The organism is Variovorax sp. Root411, assembly GCF_001425205.1.
Taxonomy (GTDB): Bacteria; Pseudomonadota; Gammaproteobacteria; order Burkholderiales; family Burkholderiaceae_C; genus Variovorax.
The window spans coordinates 1-25,022 of sequence record NZ_LMDW01000007.1; the positions used below are offsets into that span (position 1 = coordinate 1).

Genomic DNA, 25,022 nt, shown 5'->3' on the forward strand with positions numbered 1-25,022 from the left:
CCGTCCCACGTGAAGGCGGTCGTTTCCCCATTGCGGGCACGCTCCACCAGATTGCCGCGCTCGTCCCACGAATAGAAGGTGCCGGCGTAGCTCTTGAGCAGGTTGTCCATCAACCGCCCGGCCATGCTGCGGCCTTGATCGTCGAGGCGAACGGCGACGCGGGTGGTGATGCGGCCTGCCGCCTGCGCGTTGGCATCGACATCGGAAGGGTTGCCAATATTCCCCGCCGGATCGAAGGCGAAGGTCTCGCGGCCCAATCGGCTGTTGGCTTCGAGCAATCGCCCCACCGGGTCGTAGCGGTAGCTCAGGTTGCCGCGCCGGCTGTCGCCGATGGCCGTCAACTGTCCGGCCTTGTCGTATGCATAGCTGCGGCGAATGCCGACGGCGTCGACTGCGCCAGCCCTGGTCTGCGAGATCTGCTGCTCCAGCAGCCTGCCGGCAGGGTCGTAGTGCAGCTTCTGCGTCAGCCCGTTGCCTTGCTCGCGCCCAACCTCGCGGTGCAGGTCGTCACGCTCGAAGCCCAGGATGTCCTGTCCGTCGACGAGCAGGCCATGCACGTGGCCCGAGCCGTAGGTCAGCCATTGGGTGATGTGGCCGTCGGGGCGGATGGTGGTCACGCGCTGGTTGAGCTCGTCGTAGCCGTGCTGCCACACAGCCGTGCGCTTCTCGTCCAGGTAGTGCTGATGCTCGCGCACCAAGTTGCCCGCACGGTCGTAGAACCATTGCAGCCGGGCATCGCTGTTCGTGGCTTCGATCAGGCGTCCGTTGCCGTCGTACGCGAAGCGTTCGGCCTGCTCCCCGGCCTTGCGCTCGCTCAGGCGGCCGAGCGGGTCGAACTCCAGCTCGGTCCGGTGCCCGGCTTCGACGACCTCGGCCAGCACGCCGCTGGTTTCGTCGTAGCGGTACTGCGTGGACTTGCGGTCGAAGCCGGTCTCCTCGAGCAGCCTGCCGACCGGGTCGTAGCGGAAGTCGTAGCGGCTGCCGTTCTCGTTGTGCAGCTTGCTCAGGCGGCCCAGCAGGTCCCAGCCGTACTTGAGCGTACGGCCCGCGGCATCGGTGCGCCCGGCGACGAGGCCGGCACGGGTGTAGCTGTAGCTCGTGCGGCGCCCGAGCGCGTCGGTGTGCGCGAGCAGGCGGCCCTCGGCGTCGTGCACGAAGTGCTCGCTGGTGTTGTCGGGATGGACGATCTCTTCGAGTTGGCCTGGGTGGCTGGCGCTGCCCGGCGTCTCGGCCTGTGCCGTCTCGCTGTACCGGTACCGCGTCGCCTGCCCGAGCGCGTCGGTGGCCTTGGTCAATCGGCCCCGGCCGTCGTAGGCCCACTGGGTGGTCTTGCCCGAGCAGTCGGTGTGGCTGGCCAGTTGGCCCGCGGGCGTGTAGGCCAGCGTCTTCACACCGCCCTTGGCATCGGTGATGCGCACGGGGCGCCCGGCCTTGTCGTAGGCGTATTCGGTCTTGTTCCCGAGCGGGTCGATTTCTTCGGTGAGGTGCCCTTGGTCGTCGTAGTCTCGCTTCCAGACACCGCCCTCGGCATCGAGGATGCCCGTCACCCGGTGACGCGCGTCGTACTCGAAGTGGATGCGACCGCCATCGGCACGGGTGTGGCTCTGCAGGTTGCCATGGGCGTCGTAGACGAAGCTGTCGACGCTGCCGTCCGTATGAATGTGGCGAATGATGTTCTTGTCGTCGTCGCGGTAGAACCACTCCTCCAGCTGGTCGGGATGGATGACGCGGTAGGTGTAGCCCAGGATGTCGTAGTAGTACCAGGTCTCACCGCCGAGGGCGTCGGTCACGTAGGTCAGCCGGATGTTCTTGTCCCATTCCAGCTTCAATGCGAAGCTGCCGTCGTCGCTCCACTCGCGCACGGCCTTGGCGTCGGGGCCGGTGCCGTCGTATTCGAGGTTCATGCCGCGCCCCGTGCGGTCGGTGTAGCGGGTCACGAGGTGATGGCTGTAGGTGTAGCGCCAGGCTGCGCCGTCCTCGTCCCGGGCCGAGACGAGGTCGTCCTGCGCATCGTGGACATAGGCCGCGAGTTGGCGCACGACCTGGCCTTCCTTGATCTCCCACAGGCTTTCGATGAGTCCGCTTTGGGCATGCGGACGGGTGCCGACATGGGCGAGCGTGGCGTCGCCCTGCTTGCTGACGATGTCGCTCAGCACCTGCTCGCCGGTGGCTGCAATCACGTGGTCGTAGCGCAGGCCGATGCCGGTTCCATCGCCGGCATGCTGCGCCACGAGGCGGAAGTGCTGCTTGCCCTGGGTTCCTGCCTTGGCGGCGACGGTGTCGACGAGTTCGTAGGTCTCGCGCCAGTCGCTGGGCGCGCCGGCGGGCATCGGCTTGCCGAAGTCCAGCGCCAGGAGGGTGTCGCTCAGGCGGGTGAGCGTCACTTCCTCGATGGGGTCGCGGTGGCTTTGCCCCACGGCGAGCAAGGGATACGCATGGCTGCGGCCGTCGGCACCGTGATGGATCAGGCTCTTTTCCCCGCGGCGCTTGCCGTGCGTGGCAACGGCGATGTCCACGCGGGTGCTGTAGGGCGTGAGCCAGCGCGCGCCGAGGCTGCCTTGATCGAACGCGCCGAGATTGCTGCGGTAGGTGCGCGCCCAGGTGATGGGCAGCGGCGCGGCCAGCACGAAGTCGACGTGCGTGAAAGTCTCGCAGCCCATGGCGAAGCTGATGGCGTGGGGCGTTGCCGCCGAAACAGGGCAGTTCTTGCAGCCGGGGTCGCCGCCAGGGCCGGCCTGTGCCGCGGACAACCCCACCTCGCCGCCCGCCCTGTCGCTGTCCACCCGGCCACCCGTGGACGGGTTCACGAGCCCGCCCTTCCGGTTCTTGCGTCTGAGCAGCGCCTTCTTCAGAGCCTTGAGCAGCGACTTGATGCTGTTTCTTTCGGCTTCGCTGGCCATCGCCTGCAGCTTGCTGCGGGCAACCTGCTTGATGTCGACCAGGCTGGCCATGTGCTCCCTGACCTTCGCGACCGCCCACTCGGGAATGAGGCCGGATGCCTTCTTGCTGGCGTAGTTGATTCCGGTCTTTGCGGCATTGCCTGCCGAAGTGCCCCATGAGCTCAGCGTGGCGAGCAGGCTGCCCATGGTGGTCTGGGTGTGGGGGTCGTAGGTCTTCCTCTCCATCTGTGGCGTGAGCGTCAGCAGCGGCTTCTCCCCAAGCCCGCGCTGCATGATGTCGATCAGGGCATTCACGATCGCATCCACCATGTCGGCACAGTCCTTCAGCATGCTGTCGAGGAGCGCCATGGCTTCGTCGACGAACTTGTCGATTTCTCCCGCAATGGTGTCGTTCAGGTGGCCGATTGCGACCGTGACCATGGCCTCGCCCGCGTTGGCGAAGGCGCGTCCGGCCTGGTCCTTGATCACGCGTCCGATGTTCTGCTTGATCAGCGCCAGCATGGGCCGCAAGCTCATGCGTGCGGCTGCCATGGTCGGCGGGAAGGGAATGACGCCGATCACGTTGATGACCAGCGAGACCCATTCCAGGAACTGGTTCCAGGTCTTCTTCTGGATCATGCGAACCACGTCCATGATCGCGTCGGCGAGCGCCATGATGTTGCCGACCACCGGAATGGTGCCCGCCACGGTCGACAGGCGCTCCAGCGTGATCCAGCCGTCGCTGATGCTTCGCAGCCATGCGTCCAACTTGGCTGCGCCCTTGCCGATGTCCTCCTGCGCGATGGTGTTCAGCGGGGCGACGGCCACTTGCGGCTCGCGCTCCTCTTCGGCCAGTCGATCCTGTTGCGGCGTCTCGCCTGCCATTTTTCCTTCTCCCCGAAATTGCTTGTCTTGTTGTCGATGCGATGCTGCGTTCAGCCGGCGAAGCCCGGTGTACGGCCCGGCGTTCGATCCGATGCGCCCGGCAGCCTCTGCACGATGCCCGGGGCGGCCTGTGCGGCCTGGCCCAGGAACGCCTTGGCACCACCCTGCCGGATCGCCTGCACCGCGCCGAGCGCCTGCCGCGCCGTGCCGGCCGCCTGGCCGATCTGCGCGGCGAGGCCGGCAGCCCCACCTGGAGCGCCCGCGGCACCGGCGGCATCGGCGCCCACCGCAGCCTTTGCAGACCACCGATCGGCCTGACCAAAGTAGCTGCCCTTCTCCCACGGGTCGCTCGGGTCCTTGCCGAAAGTCACCTTGGCCTGCCCCACAGGAAGACCGGACACCGTGGCGAAACCATTCCTGTCGAGCTGGCCGCTGTGCGTCGCGCCCTCGGAGTCCACAACCGTGTAGTCGCCCTGCTTGACGCCCATGCGCTTGGCACCGTCGCCCTTCACGTACTGGTGGTACAGATCGAGCTGCCCCTTGGGAAGCTGCGTCGGCTGCGGCAGCCGCGGCCGGCCATCGCTCTTCGGCCCCACCATCGAATGCGACGAGGCATGCGCACGCCACAGGCCATTGGTCCCGCTCTCGATGCCGCCGGCATTCCAGCGCGTGTAGCTGGTGCCTGATGCTGTCCTTCAGCGCCGTGATGTCGATGTTGGCTGCAGCGGCCGCCATGCGGATGCCGTTGTTGAAGGCGACCATGCGCACCGCGTCCTTGGCGCTCACCAGGAAGCTGTTGCCGGTGGCAAAGCTGGCATGCGCCCCGCTGGTGATGGCCGTGTGCTCGACGCTCACGATGTGCGTGGAGCCCTGTGCCGTGGCCTGGATGCCGGCCGGACTCGCCAGCGTCAGGTGCGGCTCCTGGAACTCGGGGAATTCGCCCTGGGCCGCGTTGCCGCCGCTGCCCCTGATCGCATCGTTCTGCTCCTTGAGGCCCTTGGCGACTTCGTCCTGATCGCCCGCTTCGTGTGCCTTGGCACCCTTGGCCGCCTCCGCCAGGCTCTCGTGAAGGTCGCGGCCTTGCGTCAGCCGGCCCACCGTCTCGCGCATGTCGGTGATGTGGGCCTGGGCGTTGGCACGCGCCTGCGTGGTGATCAGCAGGCCCTTGGCTGCGCGCACCGCTCCGTGGCCATCGGTGCGCAGCTCCAGGCCCTGGCCCCGATCGTCCTTGCGCCCCGCGGTGTCGTCGATGCGCCCGATGTGGCCCAGGCTCAGGCTGGAGCTTTGATGGTCGCTCTTGAGCTGCGCCTGGATCTTGCCGCTCGTGTCGTCGAGCGCCAGGTGGTTGCTTTTACTGCCCTTGAGTTCACGGCTGCGCAGGCCCGCCAGGTGCTTCTGCTCGGGCAACTGCCAGGCGGGCATCTCGTCGGCGTTGTGCACCCGGCCGACGACGATCGGGTGGTCCGGGTCGCCGTTGAGGAAATCGACGATCACCTCCTGGCCGATGCGCGGCAATGCAGCCATGCCGAAGGTCGAGCCGGCCCAGCCGAGCGACACACGCAGCCAGCAGCTGGAGTTCTCGTTGTGCTGGCCCAGGCGGTCCCAGAAGAACTGCACCTTGATCCGACCGTACCTGTCGGTCCAGATCTCCTCGCCGGCCGGGCCGACCACCACGGCGGTCTGGGGACCCCGCGTGCGCGGCTTGACGGTGCTGCGCTTCGGCCGCCATGCGTAGGTGGTGGGCTGCACGTCGAAGGCAAAGCGCTGGACGGAGCCCTCGGAGGCGCTCGCGCCTTCGCTGGCCTGGAGGTTTTCCTGGAGGTCGTAGTCCACGCCGAGCAGCAGGTACTGCTGGTTCTGGTCGGCGCGGGGATGGCTGGCCAGGCGCATGGTGAAGCCCGGCGCCAGGTCGCGCCGGTTGGAGCGGCCACTCGCGCGGCTGCGCTCGCTCAGTTGCTCTTCGTTGCGCACGCGCGCATAGGTTTCGCCGTCGCCGAGCTCGGTGTGGTTGCCGGGCCACTCGTACTGCTCGAAACCGTCGTGGTCGTGGCCGGGCGGCATCTGCCGCTGGGTGGTCAGGTCGGCCTTGGGCTTCTCGAAGTCATAGTGGCGGCGCTGGTGCCGGCCGGGGCGCACGCTCTCGTGCTGCATCCATTCGGTGATGCGTTCGGCAGGCTCCAGGCCGCCGGTCATGCCGGCCTTTTCGTCGGGGTGGTAGCGAAGCTCTTCGCCGCCGGGCAGCGGGCCATGGGAACTCGCGATGTCGTCGGCGAAGACAAGCGTGTGCTGCCCGGCCTCGTGGCAGAAGAAGTAGTAGATGCCCTCGTGCTCGCACAGGCGCGAGACGAATTCGAAGTCCGTTTCCCCGCCGGTCGGCCCTCCGTACTGCACGCAGTAGTCCCAGGCGCGGTAGCTGCGGCTGAGCTTCTGCTCCATGGGATAGCCGTAGCGCCCGAGGACGGCCGCCACGATGTCGGGAACCGTTTGGTCCTGAAAGATGCGGTAGTCGCTTCTGCGCGTTGCAAGCCACAGCCAGGGGCGCAGCCGCATTTTGTAGAAAGACTGTCGGCTGTCTTCTTGAGACAGCCCGAAGCTGGTCACGATGCCGCCGAGATGGCGCGTGTCGCCGTGTTCCGTCTCGATGGCGACGGAGGCGCTTTTCCCGAGCAGCGCCTTGGGGTCGATGGCGTTGTGGCTGCCCAGCAGATCGACGTCGAAGGCGTACGGCTGGCTGAGTGCTTCGCGACCGGCCAGACGATGGAACTGAAGCGCATCGCCTGCCGGCGTGGCGATGGTGACGCGCCGCGTCATGGCGACAAGGCCGTGCGTGCGCACGCACCTTCGTGGATGGACATGGGATCTCCCTGCAGATGACCGCCGCTGTGAACCAGGGCGAGCTTTGTTCGATTATGTAAGGCGGTGCAGCCTTCGCGTAAGCACCCGAAAGTAGCACCGCGCAAGCTCGAACGTGGACGACTTCACGAAGTGCCCGCTTGCTCGCCGTGATCGCCGGATGCCCTCCCATGTGGCCGCGGCCGACATCGACGACTTCGATGGGCTGAGACCCGAACATGTATCTTCAGCGCATGCGCGGCGCCACCGAACTCCCCCTCCGCGCCTCCCGCCTTTTTCATCGGCAAGACCCATGAGCCCAACGATTCAACCCGCCCCGAGTGCAAGACGCTTCCCGCTCCCGCAAGGCCTGGCGATTGCCTCCGCGCTTTCGATGATCCTGCTGTGCGCGGCCACCGCCGCCGCGGCACCGAAAGCGCCGCCGCAGTTCACCGACTACCCGACCACCGCGCGCGATCAGCCCCTTGCAGGCTCACACCCCCCACTGCGGCTGACGACCCGAACGGCCCGGCACTACACCACCGTCATCCACCAAGCCTACAACGAGCCGCCCAACTTCGCCGGCCATCTGCGGGTGGCAGCCTGGGGATGCGGCACCGATTGCCGCAACTTCGCAGTGCTCGACCAGAACACGGGCCAGGCCTACACCCTTCCCAACGTCGATGCGATCGTGGGCGCCATGGGCAACGGCGATGAGCGGGTGGATTTCCGGCTCGACAGCCGGCTGCTGATCATCTCCGGCAGCTTCAATGAGAAGCCTCCGGAAGGCCGGTTCTACTATCTATGGACCGGCCAGCGCCTCAAGCGGATCTTCGCTGAGCCACTGGCTGTAGAGATGATCGACACGTCTCCCGTGGAAACCCAAACACCCGCGCGCTGAGACAGACGAGCATCAAAGCTCGTTGCAATAGCAGCTGACAGGCGCTCCGGCCAGCTCGGCCGCCATCGCGTCCCATGCCCCCGACGCCACGACGCCCGCAATATGAGCCTGATGCTGGCTGCGTGACTCCCACGACTCGACCAGCGTGAACACGCAGTCGTTGTCGGCGCGCCCAAACAGCTGCACGCCTCGGCATCCATCCGCCGATGGCAGCGACTGCTTGACCTGTTGCATGAGTTCGGCGAACGCCGATGCGCGCTCCGGCTTGGCTTCGAAAGTGATGATGACGTTGATCGGATTCATGGAAATTTCTTGCTCGCTGGCTTGAAGAAAAAGGAAGAACGCAGGTTAGCCAGCGCCCTCTCCCGCGCCAAGGCGCGAAGCTGCGAAGAAATTGACCATGGCTGCGAAGGATGCGACCGGCCATCCCCCACATCAGCCCTTCAGCCCATCAACCCGCCTGCACGCGCCGCACGTACTCGGCGGGCGTCGTCTCGAAGCGCCTGCGAAACGCGCGGTTGAAATGCGCCGCGCTCTCGAACCCCACCTTCGCGGCCGCATCGCCGGGCCGCAGCCCTGTGCCCAGCATCAGCATGCGCGCCTCTTCCAGGCGCAGGTCGCGGATGCAGCGCATCGGCGTGACCCCGGCCACCTCGCGAAAACTGTGCGCGAAGTGCGAAGGGCTCATGTGCACGTGGCTGGCAATCTCGGCCACCGACAGCGGCCGGCCCAGATGGCGGCGCATGAAGGCGATGGCCGTCTGAATGCGTGCGCCGGACTTGGTCACGGCGCCCGCGCTGCGGATGGCGGCCGCGGCCTCGGAGCGCAGCAGCCGCAGCACGATTTCTTCGACCGCCAGCGGCGCGAGCGTGCGGCGGTCCACCGGGTCGTCGGCCGCCAGCAGCAGCCGGGCGAAGGCCTCGACCACCTCCGGCCCCACCGGGGCCGTGAAGTTCTCGGTCACGCGGGCGGGCTCGGCCAGCGTTCCGCTTTCCGCCAGCGCGACGACGGACTTGACCAGCACCTCGGGCGGCAGGTCGAGATGAATCGCAAGGTACGGATGCCCGGCGCTCGCCCCGACCACCGTGCCGAGGCACGCGACCTCGGCCCCGAGCACCAGGCACTGCATCGCGCCGTAGTCGAGCGAACGACGGTCACCGAGGTGAGCAGTCTTACGGCCCTGCAAGACCACCACCACGCCCGGCGTGAGGCGCTGGGTTTTTTCGTAGCGGATTGGGTGTGAGAAGCGGTAGCAGCGCAGGCCTGGATATAGGGCATCGGTGCGGCCGTCTGTGGGGGTTCGTGCGGCGACCATGTCGCGCAGATGGATCCAGGCAGCGGGAATGCCAGCGGCTTCGTCGGGCTTGTGGTTGTTGCTGTTGTCGGCGGCAACGAGCGGGGCTGGCATTGGTTTTTGTTCTTGGAAAAAAGAAGAAGAGAAGGCCACCGGCCTCACCGGCGGCCCGCCTTATGCCGCTAAGGGCAAGCTGCCCTGCAGCGCCCGGCGCATGTCGCCCGCCGCCGTGTTGACGGCGTCGATGCGCGCCACGAGCGCTTCGTTGAGCAGGCGCAGCAAGGCGCTCAGTTCGCTGCGGGTGGGAGTGAGCGCTTCGCTGTCGTTGGGGGCGCCGGGTTCAATGAGCTTTTCGAACGCGGTGTAGGCGCGTAGGACTTCGTTGAGGCTTTCGGCGTCATCGCAGGTTTGGAGGGCGAGGTCGTCGAGGTCGAGGTCGGGGGATGCGGGATCGAGAGAAGTGGAAGGATTGCGAGATTGCGGGCAGGCGCGAGCGGATTCAGCCATTAGATGGACTCCAAGTTACGCAGGGGCTTCATCAGGCTTCCAAACCCGGCCGCGCCACCTAGCGCAACGCCGAGGAGTATATCCATGCTCCAACACTAATATAGGTGCGCCAGCACTGAGACACGAAGTACACAGTCTCTGAAAGAGCATATATCTCAGCGAGGGCCATCGTACGAACTCGAAATCACTCCGTCGCGCACGACAATTATTCATTTATCTCCACCATTTATGATGAACATCATTCAAACTGATCCAGGGATTATCACGAGTGGATTAACAAAATGCGACGAAAAAAAGATTCGCGGTTATAGTTAAATCGAAAAATCAACCCACATCGTCAGCAAATCTCAAAAGTCGATCAACATGCCTACAGAATCCACCACTTCATTATTCGCCAATCCAACGACCGTGGCATTATTACGACGTCTAGCTCAAGATGTTCGCGCCAGATCAAATGATGATATTTCACCTCCGGGCCTGAGCCATGTGCTTTTGCAGATTCTTGAACTCATGATTTCCAGCCCCACCAGGTTTGACGAGTACGCAGGAATTAACGTTGAATGGATCGGGAACTCATTCTTGGGAGAAATAGGCAATTATTTCGAAGCCCCTCCGGATGCTCGGCCTGCAATTCTCAGATCTATATTCACTTCCGCATACCGCTTTATTTGTGAGCTCGAATTCACGCAACCCGGCGAGGCGAGTTTTGAAATTCATCGAATCATGAATTTCGTTCATGACAATCTCGATGGATTCACAGGAACCGATCGGCAGCAACTTGTGTACGCGTCATATGCAATGCCGGCTCAAGTAACAAAGAAATTGCTTGGTCATCCATCTATAGCCGAGTTCCGACAATTCTCAGAAACGATAGAAAAATCTCGAAAGCTGCGAGAAGAGTGGGATAAAAATTTAAAAGAGCGCTTAGCCCTTCTTGAAGGACTTGAAGCCAACATCAACAAATTAACATCGGAGTATAACTTTGTTGGCCTTGTTCATGGCTTTCAAAAACTCAAAGAACAAAAAGAAGATGAGCGTAAATTTTCTTTTAAATCACTTATAACGCTTGCAATCGCAATGGCACTACCGCCTTTGATCCAACTAGGCTTTGTCACTCAGCACATTGATCTCATCGAGAGTCATAAAACAACCTTGGCATACACACTACCTACAATACTTGCAACGGAAGTGATATTGATATATTTTTTTCGCGTTGTCCTCTCACAATTTCGATCCGTTAAAACACAATTACTGCAAATAGATTTGCGAATTTCCCTGTGCCAATTTATTGAAAGTTTTGCGGAATACGCTTCAAAGGCAAGAGATAAAGGTTCGACTGCTTTGAGCAAATTTGAGTCGCTGATATTTAGCAGCCTTGTCACCGACGAAGCAGGAATACCTTCAACCTTTGACGGGGCCGAACAAATTGCAAATTTAATTAGAAGCGTGCGGGGAGGTGATAAATAAAAATGCAAAATCGTTTAATCAACTCGTATTAACAAACGCATCTATCATCCTGATGACGAATTCCTCGAGTAAGTTTCTTGGCATGAACATTGCCACTTATTTTTGATCTCAAAGCAACTATCTTCTTCCTCACCCACCATTTATCCGCAAAGGTAACCGCAAGACACTCCTCTACATCCAAGAAGGAGTGCTCTCATGCCAATCGCCCTACTCGCGCTGACCCTCAGCGCCTTCGCCATCGGAACGACCGAGTTCGTCATCGTTGGCCTCATCCCCACAGTCGCCGCCGACCTCCACATCGGCCTCCCCTCCGCCGGCCTGCTGGTCAGCCTCTACGCACTGGGTGTCGCCATCGGCGCGCCGGTACTCACCGCGCTCACGGGCAAGCTGCCGCGCAAGGCGCTGCTGCTCGGGCTGATGGCGCTGTTCACGGTCGGCAATCTGCTGGCGTGGAAGGCGCCGAGTTATGAATCGCTGATTGCCGCTCGCGTGCTCACGGGGCTGGCGCACGGGGTGTTCTTCTCCATCGGCTCGACGATTGCCACCGGCCTGGTGCCGAAGGAAAAAGCGGCGAGCGCCATCGCGATCATGTTCACTGGCCTCACGGTGGCGCTGGTCACGGGTGTGCCGCTGGGCACGTTCATCGGGCAGCACTTCGGCTGGCGCGAGACTTTCCTGGCGGTATCTGCGCTGGGCGTTATCGCGTTCATCGGCAGTTGGGTCTTCGTGCCCGGCAACATCCGCCACACGCCGCCGGCCTCGCTGGCGCAGCAGGCCAAGGTGCTGGCCGAGCCGCGCCTGCTGCTGGTGTATGCCAAGACGGCCATCGGCTATGGCGGCTCGTTCATTCCGTTCACGTTCCTCGCGCCGATCCTTACCGACGTGTCTGGCTTCAGCGCGGGCGCGGTGGGCTGGGTGATGCTGGTGTACGGCGTGTCGGTGGCGGTGGGCAACATCTGGGGCGGCAAGCTGGCCGATCGCATGGGGCCGATTCCGGCGCTGAAGATCATCTTCGCGCTGCTGGCCGCGGTGCTGCTGGTGTTCAACTTCGCGGCGCCGCACAAGTGGCTGGCGCTGGTGGCGGTGCTGATGTGGGGCGCGGTGGCTTTCGGCAACGTGCCGGGCCTGCAGGTGTACGTGGTGAAGCAGGCCGAGCGCTTCACGCCGCAGGCGGTGGACGTGGCCTCGGGCCTGAACATCGCGGCGTTCAATCTGGGCATTGCGGGTGCGGCCTGGGCTGGCGGGCTGATCGTGACGCACCTCGGGCTGATGCACACGCCGTGGATCGGTGCGCTGGTGGTGCTGCTCTCGCTGGCCCTCACGCAATGGAGCGGCACGCTCGACCGCCGCGCGGGCATTCCGGTTCGCGCTTCGGGGCCGGTGCCTGTCGGTCACTGAGCTTCGCTTTCTTCCCCTCTTTTCAAACGCACAGGAACACACCATGAACACGAACATCGGCAACCCCATTCCCGCCTTCGGCCTCGGCACCTTCCGCCTGAAGGGCCAAGTGGTCATCGACTCGGTGAAGAACGGCCTCGACGTGGGCTACCGCGCGATCGACACGGCGCAGATCTACGGCAATGAAGCCGAGGTAGGCCAGGCCATTGCCGAAAGCGGCGTGGCGCGCAGCAGCCTCTTCATCACCACCAAGATCTGGACCGACAACTACGCGAAAGACAAGCTGGTGCCTAGTCTGAAAGACAGCCTCGCCAAGCTGCGCACGGACCACGTCGACCTGACGCTGATCCACTGGCCCTCGCCCGGCAATGCGGTGCCGGTGGCGGAGTTCATGGGCGCGCTGGCCGAGGCCAAGGCGCAGGGGCTCACGAAGCACATCGGCGTGTCGAACTTCAACATCGCGCTGATGAAGGAAGCCATCGCGGCCGTGGGCGCGCAACATATCGCCACCAACCAGATCGAGCTGCACCCTTATCTGCAGAACCGCAAGGTGGCGGAGTTCGCGAAGAGCGTGGGCATCCACATCACCTCGTACATGACGCTGGCGTACGGCAAGGTGCTGAACGATCCCGTGATCGAGGCGATTGCGAAGGCGCACGACGCCACGGCCGCGCAGGTGGTGCTGGCGTGGGCGATGCAGCTGGGCTACGCGGTGATTCCGTCGTCCACCCGGCGCGCGAACCTCGAAGGCAATCTGAAGGCGCAGCAACTGCGCCTGACGGATGCGGAGATGGCGCAGATTGCGGCACTCGACCGCGGCGAGCGGCTCACCGATCCGGCGGGCCTTTCGCCGGCCTGGGACTGATCAACGGCCCCGCGCTACACCGCGCCCGACCCCACAATCGGCCGTCATGCACGGATACCGCCATCTTCTGCCTCTTGCGCTGCTCGCCGCGTCGGCACACTGCCTGTCTTCCACGGGCATCGACCAGATGCGCTCCAACGACGTGAGCCACGGCCTCTACGAAATACGGGAAGAAGCCCGCAATTTCGTCGCGCGGGAGAACGCGAGGCATCGCGATCAATGGGAGGTGCTGGAGCCCAACCTGAAGGTCTTTGTTCCGAAATGCGCAGTGCCGCTGAAAGCGCGATGGGACGCGATCCGGTGGCACGTGGTGTCGAGGAGCGGGGAACCGTCGCAACGCAGCCGCCGCGTGGTCGCCGTGGCATGCACGCGCACCTCGAGCAGCGCCTCGCCCGCATGGGATGTGCACGTTCCGGTGGTGCAACGCGCGGGCAACTGATCAGTCGCCCCTTGGCAAGGCCGCGCCCGGAGCGGGGCTCCGTTGCCTTCAGCGATCGGGGTGAGAGCCGGGCAGCAGTTGCGAGCGCAGCCACGCGGCGAGGTCGGCCATCACCTGGGTGCCCTGTGCCGATACCGCGGTGAAGTGAATGCAGGCGTGAATCGCGCTGGGGTAGTGGCGATGCTCGGTCGGCACGCCGGCCTGCCCGATGCGCAATGCCAGCGCAACGCCTTCATCGCGTAGCGGGTCGTGGCCCATGGTGGCCAACCAGGTGGGCGGCAGCGTGTTCAGTGCCGGCGCGTGCAGCAAGGCGAAATCGGGGTGCCGCGCGAGTTCTTGCCGACCGCCGAGGTAGCAGTCGATGAACCATTGCATGACGCCGGTGGTAAGGAACTTGCCCTCGCCGTTCTCGGCCATCGAAGGGCTCGGTTCGCTGTAGTGCTGCGCGACGGGATAGATGAGGCCCAGTGCACGCGGCGCAATCGTGCCGGCTACACGCAGCGCCGCCACGGTGGCGAGCTGCGCGCCCGCGCTGTCGCCGGCCAGCGCGATGCGCGACGGATCGGCACCGAGCTCGCGCGCGTGCGCGGCCACCCAGCGCAGCGCGCAGGCCACGTCGTCCACCGCCGCTGGAAAGAGATGTTCGGGCGCCAGCCGGTAGTCCACCGCGACCACCACCGCGGCCACGTCGTGGCACAGGGTGCGGCAGACCTTGTCGTGGGTTTCGAGGTCGCCGATCACGAAGCCGCCACCGTGCACGTAGAGCAGCAACGGAAGCGGCCCCTGCTGGGCGTCGGGCTGGTAGATGCGCAGCGTCAACGGGCTGCTGGGCCCGTCGATGACGCGGTCGTTCGCCGACGCGATGGCCGGCGCCGGCAGGCCGAGGCCGGCGGCCAGGTCGCGGTAGACCTGGCGCGCCACCGGCGGCGGCAGCGACTCCAGCGGCGGGTGGCCCTGGGCCGCGGCCTGCGCCAGGAAGCCGGCCAGCGCCGGGTCCAGAGGCGCGGTGTCGAGCATGGTGGAGGTGGCGGTGTGGCTCATCGCGGCTCAGATGTAGGTCGATGCCAGTCCGCCGTCGACCGGAATGTTCGCGCCGCTGATCCAGCGCGCCTGTTCGCTGCACAGCCACGCGATCACCGGCGCGATCTCGTCGGCGAAGCCGGGGCGCAGCATGCGGTGCGCATCGGCCTGCACCCGCTCCTGGCCGAGCATGCTCACGAAGTCGCCCAGGATGGGCGTGAACACCGGGCCCGGCGCGACGCAGTTCATGCGCACGCCGTGCTCGAGAAACCATTTCTGCGACTGCGTGGCGCTCCAGACGATCAGCGCTTCCTTGAAGTACTGGTAGCAAGTCTCCTGCGGCACGGGGTGGTCGCGCAGCCAGTGGGCGCCGGCCTCGAAGCCCTGCGCTGCGGCCAGGGCCTTGTGCGGCGCCAGGCGCTGCGGCCATTCGGCGCCGAGGATGGAGGCCACGTTGACGATGGAACCGCCACGCGGGATGCGCGGCAGCACCTGCTCGGTCAGATGGCGCAGGCCCAGGTAGTTGACGTCGGCAACCAGCTTCACGGGCGCCGTGCCGGGCACGCCGGCGATATTGCACAGCGCGTCGAAGCGCTCGGGCAATTGCGCCACGGCCGCATCGATGGCGGCGACGGAACTCAGGTCGGCCTTGACGAAGCCGTCGAGCGTGAGGCTGGGGTCGTTGCGGTCCATGCCGATGACGCGGGCGCCGGCAAAGCGCGCGATGCGCACCACCTCGGCGCCGATGCCCGACGACACGCCGGTGACGACGATGGTTTTTCCTTGAAGCTGCATGAAATGTCTCCTTTGTGGGTTCGGTCGCTGGCGCTCAGAACGGATAGGCGTGCGCCGCCTGCTTGATGGTCAGCCACTGCCACTGGGTGTATTCCTCCCAGTCGGCCGGGCCGCCCACGCTGCTGCCGTTGCCGGCGATGCCGGGGCCGCCGAAGGGGTTGACGCATTCGTCGTTGACGGTCTGGTCGTTGATGTGGACCATGCCGGAGTTCAACTGCGCGGCCATCGCCATGGCACGCCCGATCGAGGGCGAGATCACCGCCGAGGCCAGGCTGCCCTGGTGGTTGTTGGCCAGGGCCACGGCCTCGTCGTCGGTGCTGAAGGTGATGATGTTGGCGACGGGGCCGAACACTTCCTCGTCGTACACGCGCATGCCGGCCTTCACGCCCGCCAGCACGGTGGGCTTGTAGAACAGGCCGTCGCTGCTGCCGCCGGCCAGCAGCTGCGCGCCGGCCGCGATGCTGTCTTGCACGATGGCGTGCACGCGGTCGCGCTGCTTCGCGTCGATCAGCGGCCCCAGGGCCACCTGGCCGCTGGCGCCGTCGCCCACCGGCAGGTGCTGGGCCTTCGCGACCAGCCGCTGCGTGAAGGCGGCGGCGATGCTCTCGTGCACGATGATGCGATTGGTCGCCATGCAGATCTGGCCCTGGTGCAGGTACGCGCCCCAGGCGGCGTTGCTGGCTGCGATGTCGAGATCGGCGTCTTCCAGCACGATCAGCGAGTTGGCGCCGCCCAGCTCCAGCGTGACCTTCTTCAGGTGGCGCCCGGCCAGTTCGCCGATGCGCCGGCCCACGGCGGGCGAGCCGGTGAAGGCGATCATCGGCACGCGCGCATCGGTCACCAGCGCTTCACCGGCGGCAGCGTCGCCGGGCAGCACCTGCAGCAGGCCGGGCGGCAGGCCTGCCTCTTCGAACACGCGGGCGATCATGAAGCCGCCGCTCACCGGTGTGCGCGAGTCGGGCTTGATCACCACGGCGTTGCCCGCCGCAAGAGCCGGCGCCACGGTGCGAAGGGTGAGGATGAGCGGAAAGTTGAAGGGCGAGATCACGCCCACCACGCCCCGCGGCACGCGCCGCGCCAGACTGGTGGTGCCGCTCGCGCTCGGCAGCACCTGGCCCTGCGCCTGCAGGGGCATGGCGGCCGCCAGGTGGCACAGGGTGATGGCCTCGCGCGCCTCGTGCTGGCCCTTGGGCAGGATGGCACCCGTCTCGCGGGCGACGTACAGCGCCAGTTCGTCGAAGTGCTGCTGGAACAGGGCCGCGGCCCGATGGAACACCGCGGCCTTCTCGCGCGGCGCAACCTGCGCCCAGCTTTTCTGCGCTTGCGCCGCGGCGGCCGTGGCCAGCCCCATGTCCTGCGCATCGGCGATGCCGACGGCCGCCATCACCTGGCCCGTGGCCGGCTCGACGACGTCGCGCACACCACCTGCGGACGCGACCCACGCGCCGTTGAACACCTTGCCGGCCCAGGCTGCCGGGTCCAGGAACGCCGGCTTCTGCGAAACATCCATGACTCACCCCTTGCGAAAAAAAGTTGATCGGCTGCCCGCGGGCGGAAATGCGCGCGGCACTGCCTTCTTTTCGCAACGGGCGTACCAGCGGCGCTACGGTGGGGTGGCCCGACGCCGCCGCGCGACGGTGTTTTTCATTGGGGGATTAGGGGGATTCCCGAGGCTGTACTGGTTATCCGGAATAACTGGTTTACCCTGCCCTGCGGTTTCACCAAATGATCAAAAATCGGCCACTCGTTTTCACCAAACGATGAGCTGCAAATTGATCAAAACCACCAACTCACCGCTCCCGGAGCGGATCTCCCTGGCCGACGTGGCGCGTGCCACCGGCGCCGCGCTGGGCCGCTTCGAGGCCTCGCACGTGGGCAGCGAAGAGCATCCGACGATTGCCGACATCAGCGAATGCCTGTTCTTTTCGCCCGGCGACGGCCGCATCTGGCTGCAGGATCAACGCATGGTGCTGCTGCATACCGAGGCGCTGGGATCCCTGCGGCGCGAGCTGATCGACAGCCTGGGCCAGGAGAAGGCCCGCGGCCTGTTCACGCGCGCGGGCTACGTCAGCGGCGCGCGCGACGCGCAGCTGGTGCGCAAGCATTGGCCCGACGCCGAGCCGGCCGCGGCCGCCATGGCCGGCACCCGCCTGCATGCTCTGGAAGGCCTGGTGAAAGTCGAGTTGGTGCACGCGCGCTATGACCCCGAGACCTCGGACTACGAGGGCGAATTCATCTGGCACCACTCGATCGAAGACGACGAGCACATCGCGGCCTACGGCATCGGCGGCTCGCCGGCCTGCTGGATGCAGGTGGGTTATGCCACCGGCTACGTCAGCACGCTGTTCGGGCGGCTGGTGGTGTTCCGCGAAGTCGCCTGCCGCTCGATGGGCGAGAGCCAATGCCGCGTGATCGGCAAATCGGCCGAGCGCTGGGACGATGTGGAAGAAGACATGCGCTACCTGCGTGCGCGCGACTTTGTCGGCGCGGCGCAATACGACGGTGTGGGCGGCGCGGAGCCGCAGGCCGCGGCGTTGCCCACGCCGCCGCGCAAGAACGACGCGATGGTGGGCGCATCATCGGCTTTCAACGCGGCCTGCCACCTGCTGCATCGCGTCGCGCCAACCACGGCCACCGTGCTTTTCACCGGCGAGTCCGGCGTCGGCAAGGAAAAGTTCGCGAGCATGCTGCACAGCATCGGCCCGCGTCGCGACAAGCCCTTCATCGCGGTGAATTGCGCGGCCATTCCGGAGACGCTGATCGAGTCCGAGCTGTTCGGCGTGGAGCGCGGCGCCTACACGGGCGCCGGCGCGGCGCGGCCGGGACGCTTCGAGCGCGCCCACGGCGGCACGCTGTTCCTGGACGAGATCGGCACGCTGAGCTACGCGGCCCAGGGCAAGCTGCTGCGCACGCTGCAGGAGGGCGAAGTCGAGCGCGTGGGCGGCACGCGCAGCATCCAGGTCGACACGCGCGTGGTCGCGGCCACCAACGTCGATCTGCGCCAGGCCGTGCGCGAGGGCAAGTTTCGCGACGACCTGTTCTTCCGGCTCAACGTCTTTCCCATTCACCTGCCGCCGCTGCGCGAGCGGCGCGACGACGTGCCGCTTTTGATGAGCCATTTCCTGCAGCACTACGGCCGCAAGCACGGCCGGCGGGTCGCCGGCTTCACGCAGGCCGCCGTCAAGGCGCTTCTGAACTACGACTACCCCGGCAACATCCGCGAACTGCAGAACCTGATCGAGCGCGCCGTGATCGTCGCCCCCGAGGGTGGCCTGCTCGAAGTTCACCACCTGTTCACGAGCGGCGAGACGCTGGACAAGAACGTGCTGTCGGTGCGGCCCGATGGCCACCTGGCTGGCGCCGCCAGCACCAGCACCAGCACCAATGCCAGCGCCAGTTCATTGGGACAGATGGAAGAGACGCTGATACGCCGTGCGCTGGAGCAATGCGGGGGAAACATTTCCGCGGCAGCGCGTGTGCTGGGCGTCACGCGCCCCCAGCTCGCCTACCGTGCGCGCAAACGCGGCATCGTCACGCGCTGACGGCCGCCTGCGCCTGCCGGCGCCGTGACTGCATTTGTCGATTTGCCCCACAAGCACTCCGGTGCTTCAATGTCGGCTCTTGCTTTGACGAAGGAGACTTCCATGGCCTACGAAGCGCGATACGTCTTGCGACCCAACCCCGGAGCCGATCTCGGGACCGTCATCGAAGCCCTGAAGGTGGGCGCGGCACTCTGGAAGAAGCATGGTGCGCCCAACCCGCAGCTATGGAGCGTGGCCGCCGGCGAACTGGGCAACTATGTCCTGACCGTCCAGTTCGAGAATGCGGTCGCATACGCGAAGGTCACGGACCCGCTGTCAGCCGACCCCGAATTCCGCCGCTGGCAAGCGGACAACGTCCAGTCCGGAGCGTTCACGTGGGTACGCAGCAACCTGATGCGCGAGCTGCCTCTGCCCTGAAGCCACCGTGGTCGCGCTCAATGGGGGCGTCGAGGCTTTCCTGTGTGTGGCGGGCGCCGATGTTCACGCACCCTCGCGGCGTGCACCTCCTTCGAAATGGACGAGACCACGGCGGCCCATTCCTCCGCCGTGAGCAGCAGCGCCGTCTGCGAATGCAGGAGCGTGTCTTCCTTGTCCAGGTGCACGTACATGAACTGCCGGTGCCGTTGCAACAGGGCCTCGGCCTCCTCGGCTGCTCTCGCATCGCCGGTCTCGGCACGCTGCAAGGTGGTCTTTGCCTCCGAGAGGAGGCCGTTGCAGCACTCGCTCTCCGAGTCGAGCTCGTCGAGAAGCTCGTCGGCTTCGCTCGACCTTCCGCGCAGCATGTTCAGCATGACGACGCCCTTGGGTCGATGCGTTGTTTCTTCAAAGGCCTGAAGACGTTCGATGACTTCGATGGCAGACGCCGCCCGTTTTCCGGTGCGCGTTCCATCGCCTGTCTTCATCGCCGTATCGAGTCGAGCCAACAACTCCCGGGTGCGGGTGTGCTCGGCGCGCAGGATGGCCCACGCGCATTCGGCTGCCAACATGCTTCACCTCCTTTGGACCAGCGAACTGTTCCGAAATTGCCTGTGAGCTTGAGCCTTTTAACGCCATGGTTCTACATCGTTGCGGGCGGCACCGCAAGCCTATGGCCTGCGCGGGCACCGACGGCCTGCCTGGTGCTGATACGACTGTTTCAGGTCTCCGCTACCCGGGCCTGGGCCGAAACAGCGGCGGCCCATGGCATCCTGAAGAAAGGCGCATTCGCCTGGCGCACACCTGCTTCGGCATGGCGCCTGATGCGCATCTTCAAACCACTCACGCGATCGAGGAACTCCGATGCGGTATGGACGTAGAGTGCGGGCGCTTGTATTTGCCGGAAGCTGTGCGCTTCTGGTCGTGTTCGGCGTGTGGAACTGCGGCGGCGGTGGCGGTGGCGGTGGGGGCACTTCCATTCCCATTGCGCCTGTGGCCGATGAGCCGGCTGCATCGGCCGCAACGCCCGCGGCGAGCAGCCGTGTCGTCTCCGACACCATCGCCTCGGCCAAGACAGGCGCGAGCTATCCGCTCGAGATCTACCTGCCGGCTTCCTACGACGGCGGTTCGGCGGGTTATCCGGTCATCTATGCGATGGACGGCGACGCGGTCTTCAACGCGCCCGGGACGCGGTTCTCGAATTTCAGGGACATCCTCGACGCGCGCCGCACGGAGGCGATCCTGGTCGGCATCGGCGGCTCGGCCCGCCGCACAAAGGACTACATCCTGCCCGGCGCCACTGCGTACCACGACTTCCTGACGCTCGAACTCGTGCCATTCATCGAAGCGCGATACCGCGCCGATGCAGGAAGACGCCTGCTGACGGGCTTGTCGCTGAGCGGCAGCATGACCGGCATCGCGCTCTTCCTGGAGGGCGCGGCGGACCGCCTGACGTTCTCGCACTTCCTGTCGTTCGAAGGGTCGTTCGGCGTTCAGGCGGACCAGCACCAGGCACTCGAAGAAAAGATGCACGACGCACTCGCCGGCAAGCCCTTGCCCGCAACGCTCGTTCTCACGCGTTGCGACAACCCCGCCGAGTGCAACTTCGAGCCCGTGGACGGGATGTACAGGCGGCTCCTGGCGCGCTCGTACCGGGGCCTGGCGGCTACGGAAACGACGTATTCGACGACGCACACCGGCACCGATATTCCGTCGTTCAGCGACGCGATCGCGAAGGTGTTGCCGTAGCTCGCATGGCCGGCGGGGGCATCCGCCCGCCCTCGCCTCAGGGCTCGTACATCGGCGCGAACGCCCACGCCTGGTTCTCGAAACCCTTGTAGTCCAGCGACACGGCCACCGCGTCCGGCGTGCTTGCGTTGTTGGTGATACCGATGACATTGGCGTCCACGGAATTGCTCACGTCGAGCTTGCTCTGTATGAACCAGTAGCCGGGCGCCGAGGTCGGCACCAGGCACCAGAGTTGCTCGTCGCGGCTTCCGCCCGCCGGCTGCGCCATGACGATGTTCCTGCTGGACACGTCGAGCGTGGCGACGAACCCCGTGCCCATGCGGGTCCGCAGGTACCACCAGCCCGGAGATTCAGCGGGAACGAACTCCCACTGCTGGTTGGTTCCCCCGTGCGGCGCGTATGCGATGACCTGCTGGTTCGAAGCGGGATTGTTCTGGTACACGTCCAGCACGAAGCCCCGTGGCTGCATGCGCTGGATGTAGAAGATCTTGGGGAGTTCCTTCGTACCTGCGGCAGTGCCGGCTGCCGCGCCCTTGTTGGTGATCGACATCTTTGCTCCTTTCGCGATGGGTTGTGTAAGTCTCGATCACGCGCCGACGGAATTGCCCTGCAGGGGCGTCGTCGTGAGCTTCCAGTACTTGTCGATCAATGCCGTGGCGGCGTCGATGTTCGCGCTGTTGCCATGGTCCTGAAGCAGGGCAATGGCTTGCGAACTGGTCGAGTTCTCCGGAATGAAGCACGGCAGCCGCGGATTGATGTTGACGTAGCGCTCGCCGAGCAGCATCTGCACCATCGTCGGCATGATCTGGGCCGACGTGCCGCTCAGGCACATGTCGAGCATCGGGGACGGCCTGCTCTGATTCATGAGAAAGGGCGGCGTGTTGTCGAACGGGTTCGGCACGCCGTCCATCCACTGCCTGGCGCCCCATTCGTAGGTGTTGGCTGCCACCCAGTCGGGCATGAGGCCGGTGCCGATGGTGATCGCCGTGATGTCTTCGAGCGCATGCCCCTTGTGCACGGCCAGCGCAATGGCCGCGAGCGTGGGGTCGTGGTTGAAGAACGCGCCGTCGACGTTGCCTTCGAAGGAGTTCAGCTGCCCCGGCATCGCGCCGCTGGATGTCGCGGCCTTGGCGATCGGGTAGTCGCCATGCCCGTCGAGGCCGGCGAGCTTGTCTGCATCGTCGAGCATGTTGGTGAACATCAGCGGCTCCCAGGGCTTGGGTACCACGATGCCATCCACCACATCGAGGCCGCCCACGTTGAACGAGACGAACAGCACTTTCCGGTCGGCTTTTTTCACGGGCTTTTCGCCGTGCAGCGCGAACTGCGATGCGTAGACTTTCTCGATCGAGTACGCCGGCTTGCTCGGGTCGGAGTTCATGTTGTTGTAGAACCCGATCTCCGGCCCGGTGAACAGATCGATGATGTCCTGCGGAGATTTGCGCGCAAGAAGTTCGCTGGTGATGATCGATCCCGTAGAGCAGCCTGCGATCAGGTCTGTCGTCTCGACAATGCCCGGGTTCTCGGTGAACAGCCGGTTCAGGATGGTCGCCGACATCAGGCCGCGTATGCCGCCGCCGACGAGCGCCAGGATGGTGAATTTGTTGCGTTCTGCCATGCCAACTCCTTTGAAAGAAATGACTCCCCAGATCGGGAAGCGGAGTCTCGGCGTGCGGCGCATTCATCGTCTACGAGTGGAATCCCGTTCAGTCCATCTGCGTAATTCCTGAGGCCGCGCAAGGAGTCGGACTGCACCAATGCGGGGGAAAAATTGCGCGGGATGAAGTCGTCTTCATGCAGGGGATTGGCAAAGTGCGTCGAGGGCGTACCTTAGTTCGCGCTCATTCGCAAAGGTCAATGCAAGCGCCTCTAGATCGCCGGCGCCGGCCGCGAAGCCCGAGGCATCCACGCTTCGCCCGCGAGCGAAGTGTCGGTGCGCGGGTCTCGCGAAGATCGGCACACCATGCACATACCGACACTCACTTCCACCGCCGGCAAGCCCCAGATCAACGCCGCCTTCGAATGGACGCTGCTCGCGTTGCTCGCCACCTGCTGGGGCGCTTCGTACACCTTCATCAAGATCGGCGTGGCGACGATCCCGCCCGTCACGCTGATTGCGGCGCGCACGCTCGTCGCCGGCCTGCTGCTGCTCGCGGTGCTGCGCATGCGCGGCGTGAAACTGCCGAAGGAGCCGGCGATGTGGCGGCGCTTCGTGCTGCAGGCCTGCCTGAACAGCGTGCTGCCCTTTATGCTCATTGCGTGGGCCGAACGCAGCGTCGATGCGGGCCTGGCGACCATCCTCAACTCGACCTCGCCGATCTTCATCTTCCTGCTCGGGCTGGGCCTCGGCGGCTCCGACAAGCCCACGCTGCGCCGCCTGTTCGGCGTGAGCGCGGGCCTCGCGGGCATCTGCCTGATCGTGGGCTTCGAGGCGCTGAACGGGCTCGGGCATTCGCTGCTCGCGCAGCTCGCGCTGGTGGCGGCCGCAGTCTGCTACGGCTGCGCCGCGATGTTCGGCCGCGTGTTCAAGGGACTGGACCCGATGGTGCCGGCCGCCGGTTCGCTGCTGAGCGGCGCGGCGATGCTGCTGCCCGTGAGCCTCGCCGTCGATCGGCCGTGGACGCTGGCGCCATCGGCCGCGTCGATGACGGCGGTGCTCGCACTCGCGATGCTTTCCACGGCGCTGGCCTTCACGATCTACTTCCGGCTCATCAAGACGCTGGGGCCGATGTCGACGGCCGCGCAAGCGTATCTGCGCGTGCCCATCGGCGTGATGATCGGTGTGATGTTTCTGGGCGAGCGGCTGGCGCCCACCGCATGGATCGGGCTTGCATGCATCATGGCCGGCGTCATCGCAATGACGATGCCGGCGCGCGGCGCAGCAGCCCGGGCGGCGTGATCATGTTCAGGCCAGTCGTTGATCGGCGAGCACCAGCAGCGTGCCCTCGTGCGCAGGGCGTCGGGTGACTCACGCAGCGAAATAAAGGAGGAGCGAAGCGGGGGACATTCCAAGACTTCAATCGATGCTGATGTTCGCAGCCTTCGCAACCTCCGCCCACTTCACGCGGTTGTCGTGCACAGTCTTCTTGAACTGCGCCGGCGACTCGATGCGCACGGTATTGCCCTGGCTCTCGAAGCGCTCGCGGATCTCGGGGGTTTCAAGTACCGCCTTCACGGCGGCGTTGAGCTTGTCGACGATCTGCGGGTCGGTGCCCTTGGGCGCGAAGATGCCGAACCAGATCGAGCTGTCGAAGCCCTTGGTGCCCGGCAGGCCGCTCGAGGCGATGGTGGGCACTTCTTTCACGGCCGGCACCGCGGCGGCGGTGGTCACGCCCAGCAGGCGCACCTTGCCGGCCTTGTAGTGCGGCAGCACGGTCTGCACCTGGTTCATGATGCAGCAGGTCTCGCCGCGCACCACCGAGGTGATGGCCTCGGGGCCGCCCTTGTAGGGCACATGCACCATGCTCAGGCCGAGGCGCGAATTGAATTCGGCAAAGGCCATGTGCGTGCCCGCGCCATTGCCTGTAGACGCATAGTTGTACTTGCCGGGATTTGCCTTGACCAGCTCGACGAATTCCTTCAAGGTCCGCACGTTGATCACGTCGGGATTGATGGTGAGCACGTTCGAAACGTCGAGCACCGGCGCCACCGGAATGAAGTCGGCCTCCACGTCGAAGGGCAGCTTCTTGTAGAGCGCGGCATTGCTGCCGTGCGTGGCAGCGGTGCCGAAGGAAAGCGTGTAGCCATCGGGCCTGGCGTGGGCCACGTACTCGCTGGCGATGTTGCCGGCGGCGCCCGACTTGTAGTCGATGATGACGGGCTTTCCGAGTTGCTTCGACAGCGGTTCCTGGATGACGCGGGCCACCACGTCGACGCCCGAGCCGGCCGGAAAGCCCATGATCAGCGTGACCGGTTGCTGCGGCCAGTCCTGCTGGGCGAAGGACGCGACGGGCGCAACGAGCGAGGCTGCGCCCAGCAGCAATGCGCGGCGGGCAAGTCGAGAGAAGGGAGAATGAAACATGACTGTCTTTCTGC

The 25,022-nt window shown here is 65.2% G+C and carries 20 protein-coding genes and 1 pseudogene; 9 read left to right on the forward strand and 12 right to left on the reverse strand.

Features of this window, described 5'->3' with window-relative positions; genetic code table 11:
* Both ASC92_RS10380 and ASC92_RS10385 read right to left on the reverse strand, forming a co-directional pair.
* Positions 1–3,764: DUF6531 domain-containing protein (locus tag ASC92_RS10380; protein WP_056514346.1), on the reverse strand; the 3,764-nt coding region annotated here is incomplete at its 3' end.
* A 50-nt stretch (positions 3,765–3,814) separates the two neighbouring features.
* Positions 3,815–6,575: pseudogene (locus ASC92_RS10385) on the reverse strand (type VI secretion system Vgr family protein).
* 334 nt (positions 6,576–6,909) lie between these two features.
* Between ASC92_RS10385 and ASC92_RS10390 the strand changes: the two are divergent.
* Positions 6,910–7,497, forward strand: coding sequence for a hypothetical protein (locus ASC92_RS10390; protein ID WP_235505771.1), 588 nt, complete (start codon positions 6,910–6,912; stop codon positions 7,495–7,497).
* A gap of 12 nt (positions 7,498–7,509) precedes the next feature.
* On the opposite strand, the gene ASC92_RS10395 is transcribed toward ASC92_RS10390, so the two are convergent.
* From ASC92_RS10395 to ASC92_RS10405, 3 genes are all read right to left on the reverse strand, one after another.
* Positions 7,510–7,800, reverse strand: a complete 291-nt coding sequence (locus tag ASC92_RS10395) for a putative quinol monooxygenase (protein WP_056514351.1) — start codon at positions 7,798–7,800, stop codon at positions 7,510–7,512.
* 148 nt (positions 7,801–7,948) lie between these two features.
* The gene (locus tag ASC92_RS10400; RefSeq protein ID WP_056514353.1) at positions 7,949–8,905 is read right to left on the reverse strand and encodes an AraC family transcriptional regulator; all 957 of its coding nucleotides are present in this window, start codon (positions 8,903–8,905) and stop codon (positions 7,949–7,951) included.
* A 60-nt stretch (positions 8,906–8,965) separates the two neighbouring features.
* The gene (locus ASC92_RS10405) at positions 8,966–9,298 is read right to left on the reverse strand and encodes a hypothetical protein (protein WP_056514356.1); all 333 of its coding nucleotides are present in this window, start codon (positions 9,296–9,298) and stop codon (positions 8,966–8,968) included.
* A gap of 363 nt (positions 9,299–9,661) precedes the next feature.
* Here ASC92_RS10405 and ASC92_RS28565 point away from each other — a divergent pair, with 363 nt between their 5' ends.
* From ASC92_RS28565 to ASC92_RS10420, 4 genes are all read left to right on the forward strand, one after another.
* Entirely contained in the window at positions 9,662–10,765 is a 1,104-nt protein-coding gene (locus ASC92_RS28565; RefSeq protein ID WP_157609032.1) for a hypothetical protein, read from the forward strand.
* Between the two features lie 195 nt (positions 10,766–10,960).
* Positions 10,961–12,163, forward strand: coding sequence for an MFS transporter (locus ASC92_RS10410; RefSeq protein ID WP_056514359.1), 1,203 nt, complete (start codon positions 10,961–10,963; stop codon positions 12,161–12,163).
* 43 nt (positions 12,164–12,206) lie between these two features.
* Positions 12,207–13,028 carry a 2,5-didehydrogluconate reductase DkgB gene (gene dkgB, locus ASC92_RS10415; protein ID WP_056514362.1) on the forward strand — a complete coding sequence of 274 codons (822 nt, stop codon included), beginning with the start codon at positions 12,207–12,209 and terminating at the stop codon, positions 13,026–13,028.
* 46 nt (positions 13,029–13,074) lie between these two features.
* Positions 13,075–13,467: a hypothetical protein gene (locus ASC92_RS10420; RefSeq protein WP_056514365.1), complete on the forward strand. Its 393-nt coding sequence runs from the start codon at positions 13,075–13,077 to the stop codon at positions 13,465–13,467.
* A 48-nt stretch (positions 13,468–13,515) separates the two neighbouring features.
* On the opposite strand, the gene ASC92_RS10425 is transcribed toward ASC92_RS10420, so the two are convergent.
* From ASC92_RS10425 to ASC92_RS10435, 3 genes are read right to left on the reverse strand one after another with little or no spacing between them, the layout of a single operon-like run.
* Positions 13,516–14,508 (reverse strand): alpha/beta hydrolase, encoded by a 993-nt coding sequence (locus ASC92_RS10425; protein WP_056514368.1) that lies wholly within the window; start codon positions 14,506–14,508, stop codon positions 13,516–13,518.
* Positions 14,509–14,514: 6 nt separating this feature from the next.
* Positions 14,515–15,282 (reverse strand): coniferyl-alcohol dehydrogenase, encoded by a 768-nt coding sequence (locus tag ASC92_RS10430; RefSeq protein ID WP_056514371.1) that lies wholly within the window; start codon positions 15,280–15,282, stop codon positions 14,515–14,517.
* 34 nt (positions 15,283–15,316) lie between these two features.
* Positions 15,317–16,792 (reverse strand): benzaldehyde dehydrogenase, encoded by a 1,476-nt coding sequence (locus ASC92_RS10435; RefSeq protein ID WP_056514376.1) that lies wholly within the window; start codon positions 16,790–16,792, stop codon positions 15,317–15,319.
* 262 nt (positions 16,793–17,054) lie between these two features.
* On the opposite strand from ASC92_RS10435, the gene ASC92_RS10440 reads away from it, so the two are divergent.
* Both ASC92_RS10440 and ASC92_RS10445 read left to right on the forward strand, forming a co-directional pair.
* The gene (locus ASC92_RS10440) at positions 17,055–18,824 is read left to right on the forward strand and encodes a sigma-54-dependent Fis family transcriptional regulator (protein ID WP_235505773.1); all 1,770 of its coding nucleotides are present in this window, start codon (positions 17,055–17,057) and stop codon (positions 18,822–18,824) included.
* A 102-nt stretch (positions 18,825–18,926) separates the two neighbouring features.
* The gene (locus ASC92_RS10445; protein ID WP_056514382.1) at positions 18,927–19,241 is read left to right on the forward strand and encodes a hypothetical protein; all 315 of its coding nucleotides are present in this window, start codon (positions 18,927–18,929) and stop codon (positions 19,239–19,241) included.
* A 17-nt stretch (positions 19,242–19,258) separates the two neighbouring features.
* On the opposite strand, the gene ASC92_RS10450 is transcribed toward ASC92_RS10445, so the two are convergent.
* On the reverse strand, positions 19,259–19,810 hold the full coding sequence (locus ASC92_RS10450; protein ID WP_056514384.1) for a hemerythrin domain-containing protein: 552 nt from the start codon (positions 19,808–19,810) through the stop codon (positions 19,259–19,261).
* A gap of 310 nt (positions 19,811–20,120) precedes the next feature.
* On the opposite strand from ASC92_RS10450, the gene ASC92_RS10455 reads away from it, so the two are divergent.
* Complete coding sequence (locus tag ASC92_RS10455; RefSeq protein ID WP_235505774.1) at positions 20,121–20,987, forward strand: alpha/beta hydrolase; 867 nt, start codon at positions 20,121–20,123, stop codon at positions 20,985–20,987.
* Between the two features lie 37 nt (positions 20,988–21,024).
* Here ASC92_RS10455 and ASC92_RS10460 read toward each other — a convergent pair whose 3' ends face one another.
* Positions 21,025–21,537, reverse strand: a complete 513-nt coding sequence (locus ASC92_RS10460) for an RICIN domain-containing protein (RefSeq protein ID WP_056514391.1) — start codon at positions 21,535–21,537, stop codon at positions 21,025–21,027.
* Positions 21,538–21,573: 36 nt separating this feature from the next.
* The gene (locus ASC92_RS10465; RefSeq protein WP_056514394.1) at positions 21,574–22,605 is read right to left on the reverse strand and encodes a patatin-like phospholipase family protein; all 1,032 of its coding nucleotides are present in this window, start codon (positions 22,603–22,605) and stop codon (positions 21,574–21,576) included.
* A 345-nt stretch (positions 22,606–22,950) separates the two neighbouring features.
* Here ASC92_RS10465 and ASC92_RS10470 point away from each other — a divergent pair, with 345 nt between their 5' ends.
* Positions 22,951–23,886, forward strand: a complete 936-nt coding sequence (locus ASC92_RS10470; RefSeq protein WP_056514396.1) for a DMT family transporter — start codon at positions 22,951–22,953, stop codon at positions 23,884–23,886.
* A 117-nt stretch (positions 23,887–24,003) separates the two neighbouring features.
* On the opposite strand, the gene ASC92_RS10475 is transcribed toward ASC92_RS10470, so the two are convergent.
* Positions 24,004–25,008, reverse strand: a complete 1,005-nt coding sequence (locus ASC92_RS10475) for a Bug family tripartite tricarboxylate transporter substrate binding protein (RefSeq protein ID WP_056514398.1) — start codon at positions 25,006–25,008, stop codon at positions 24,004–24,006.
* Between the last annotated feature and the right edge of the window lie 14 nt (positions 25,009–25,022).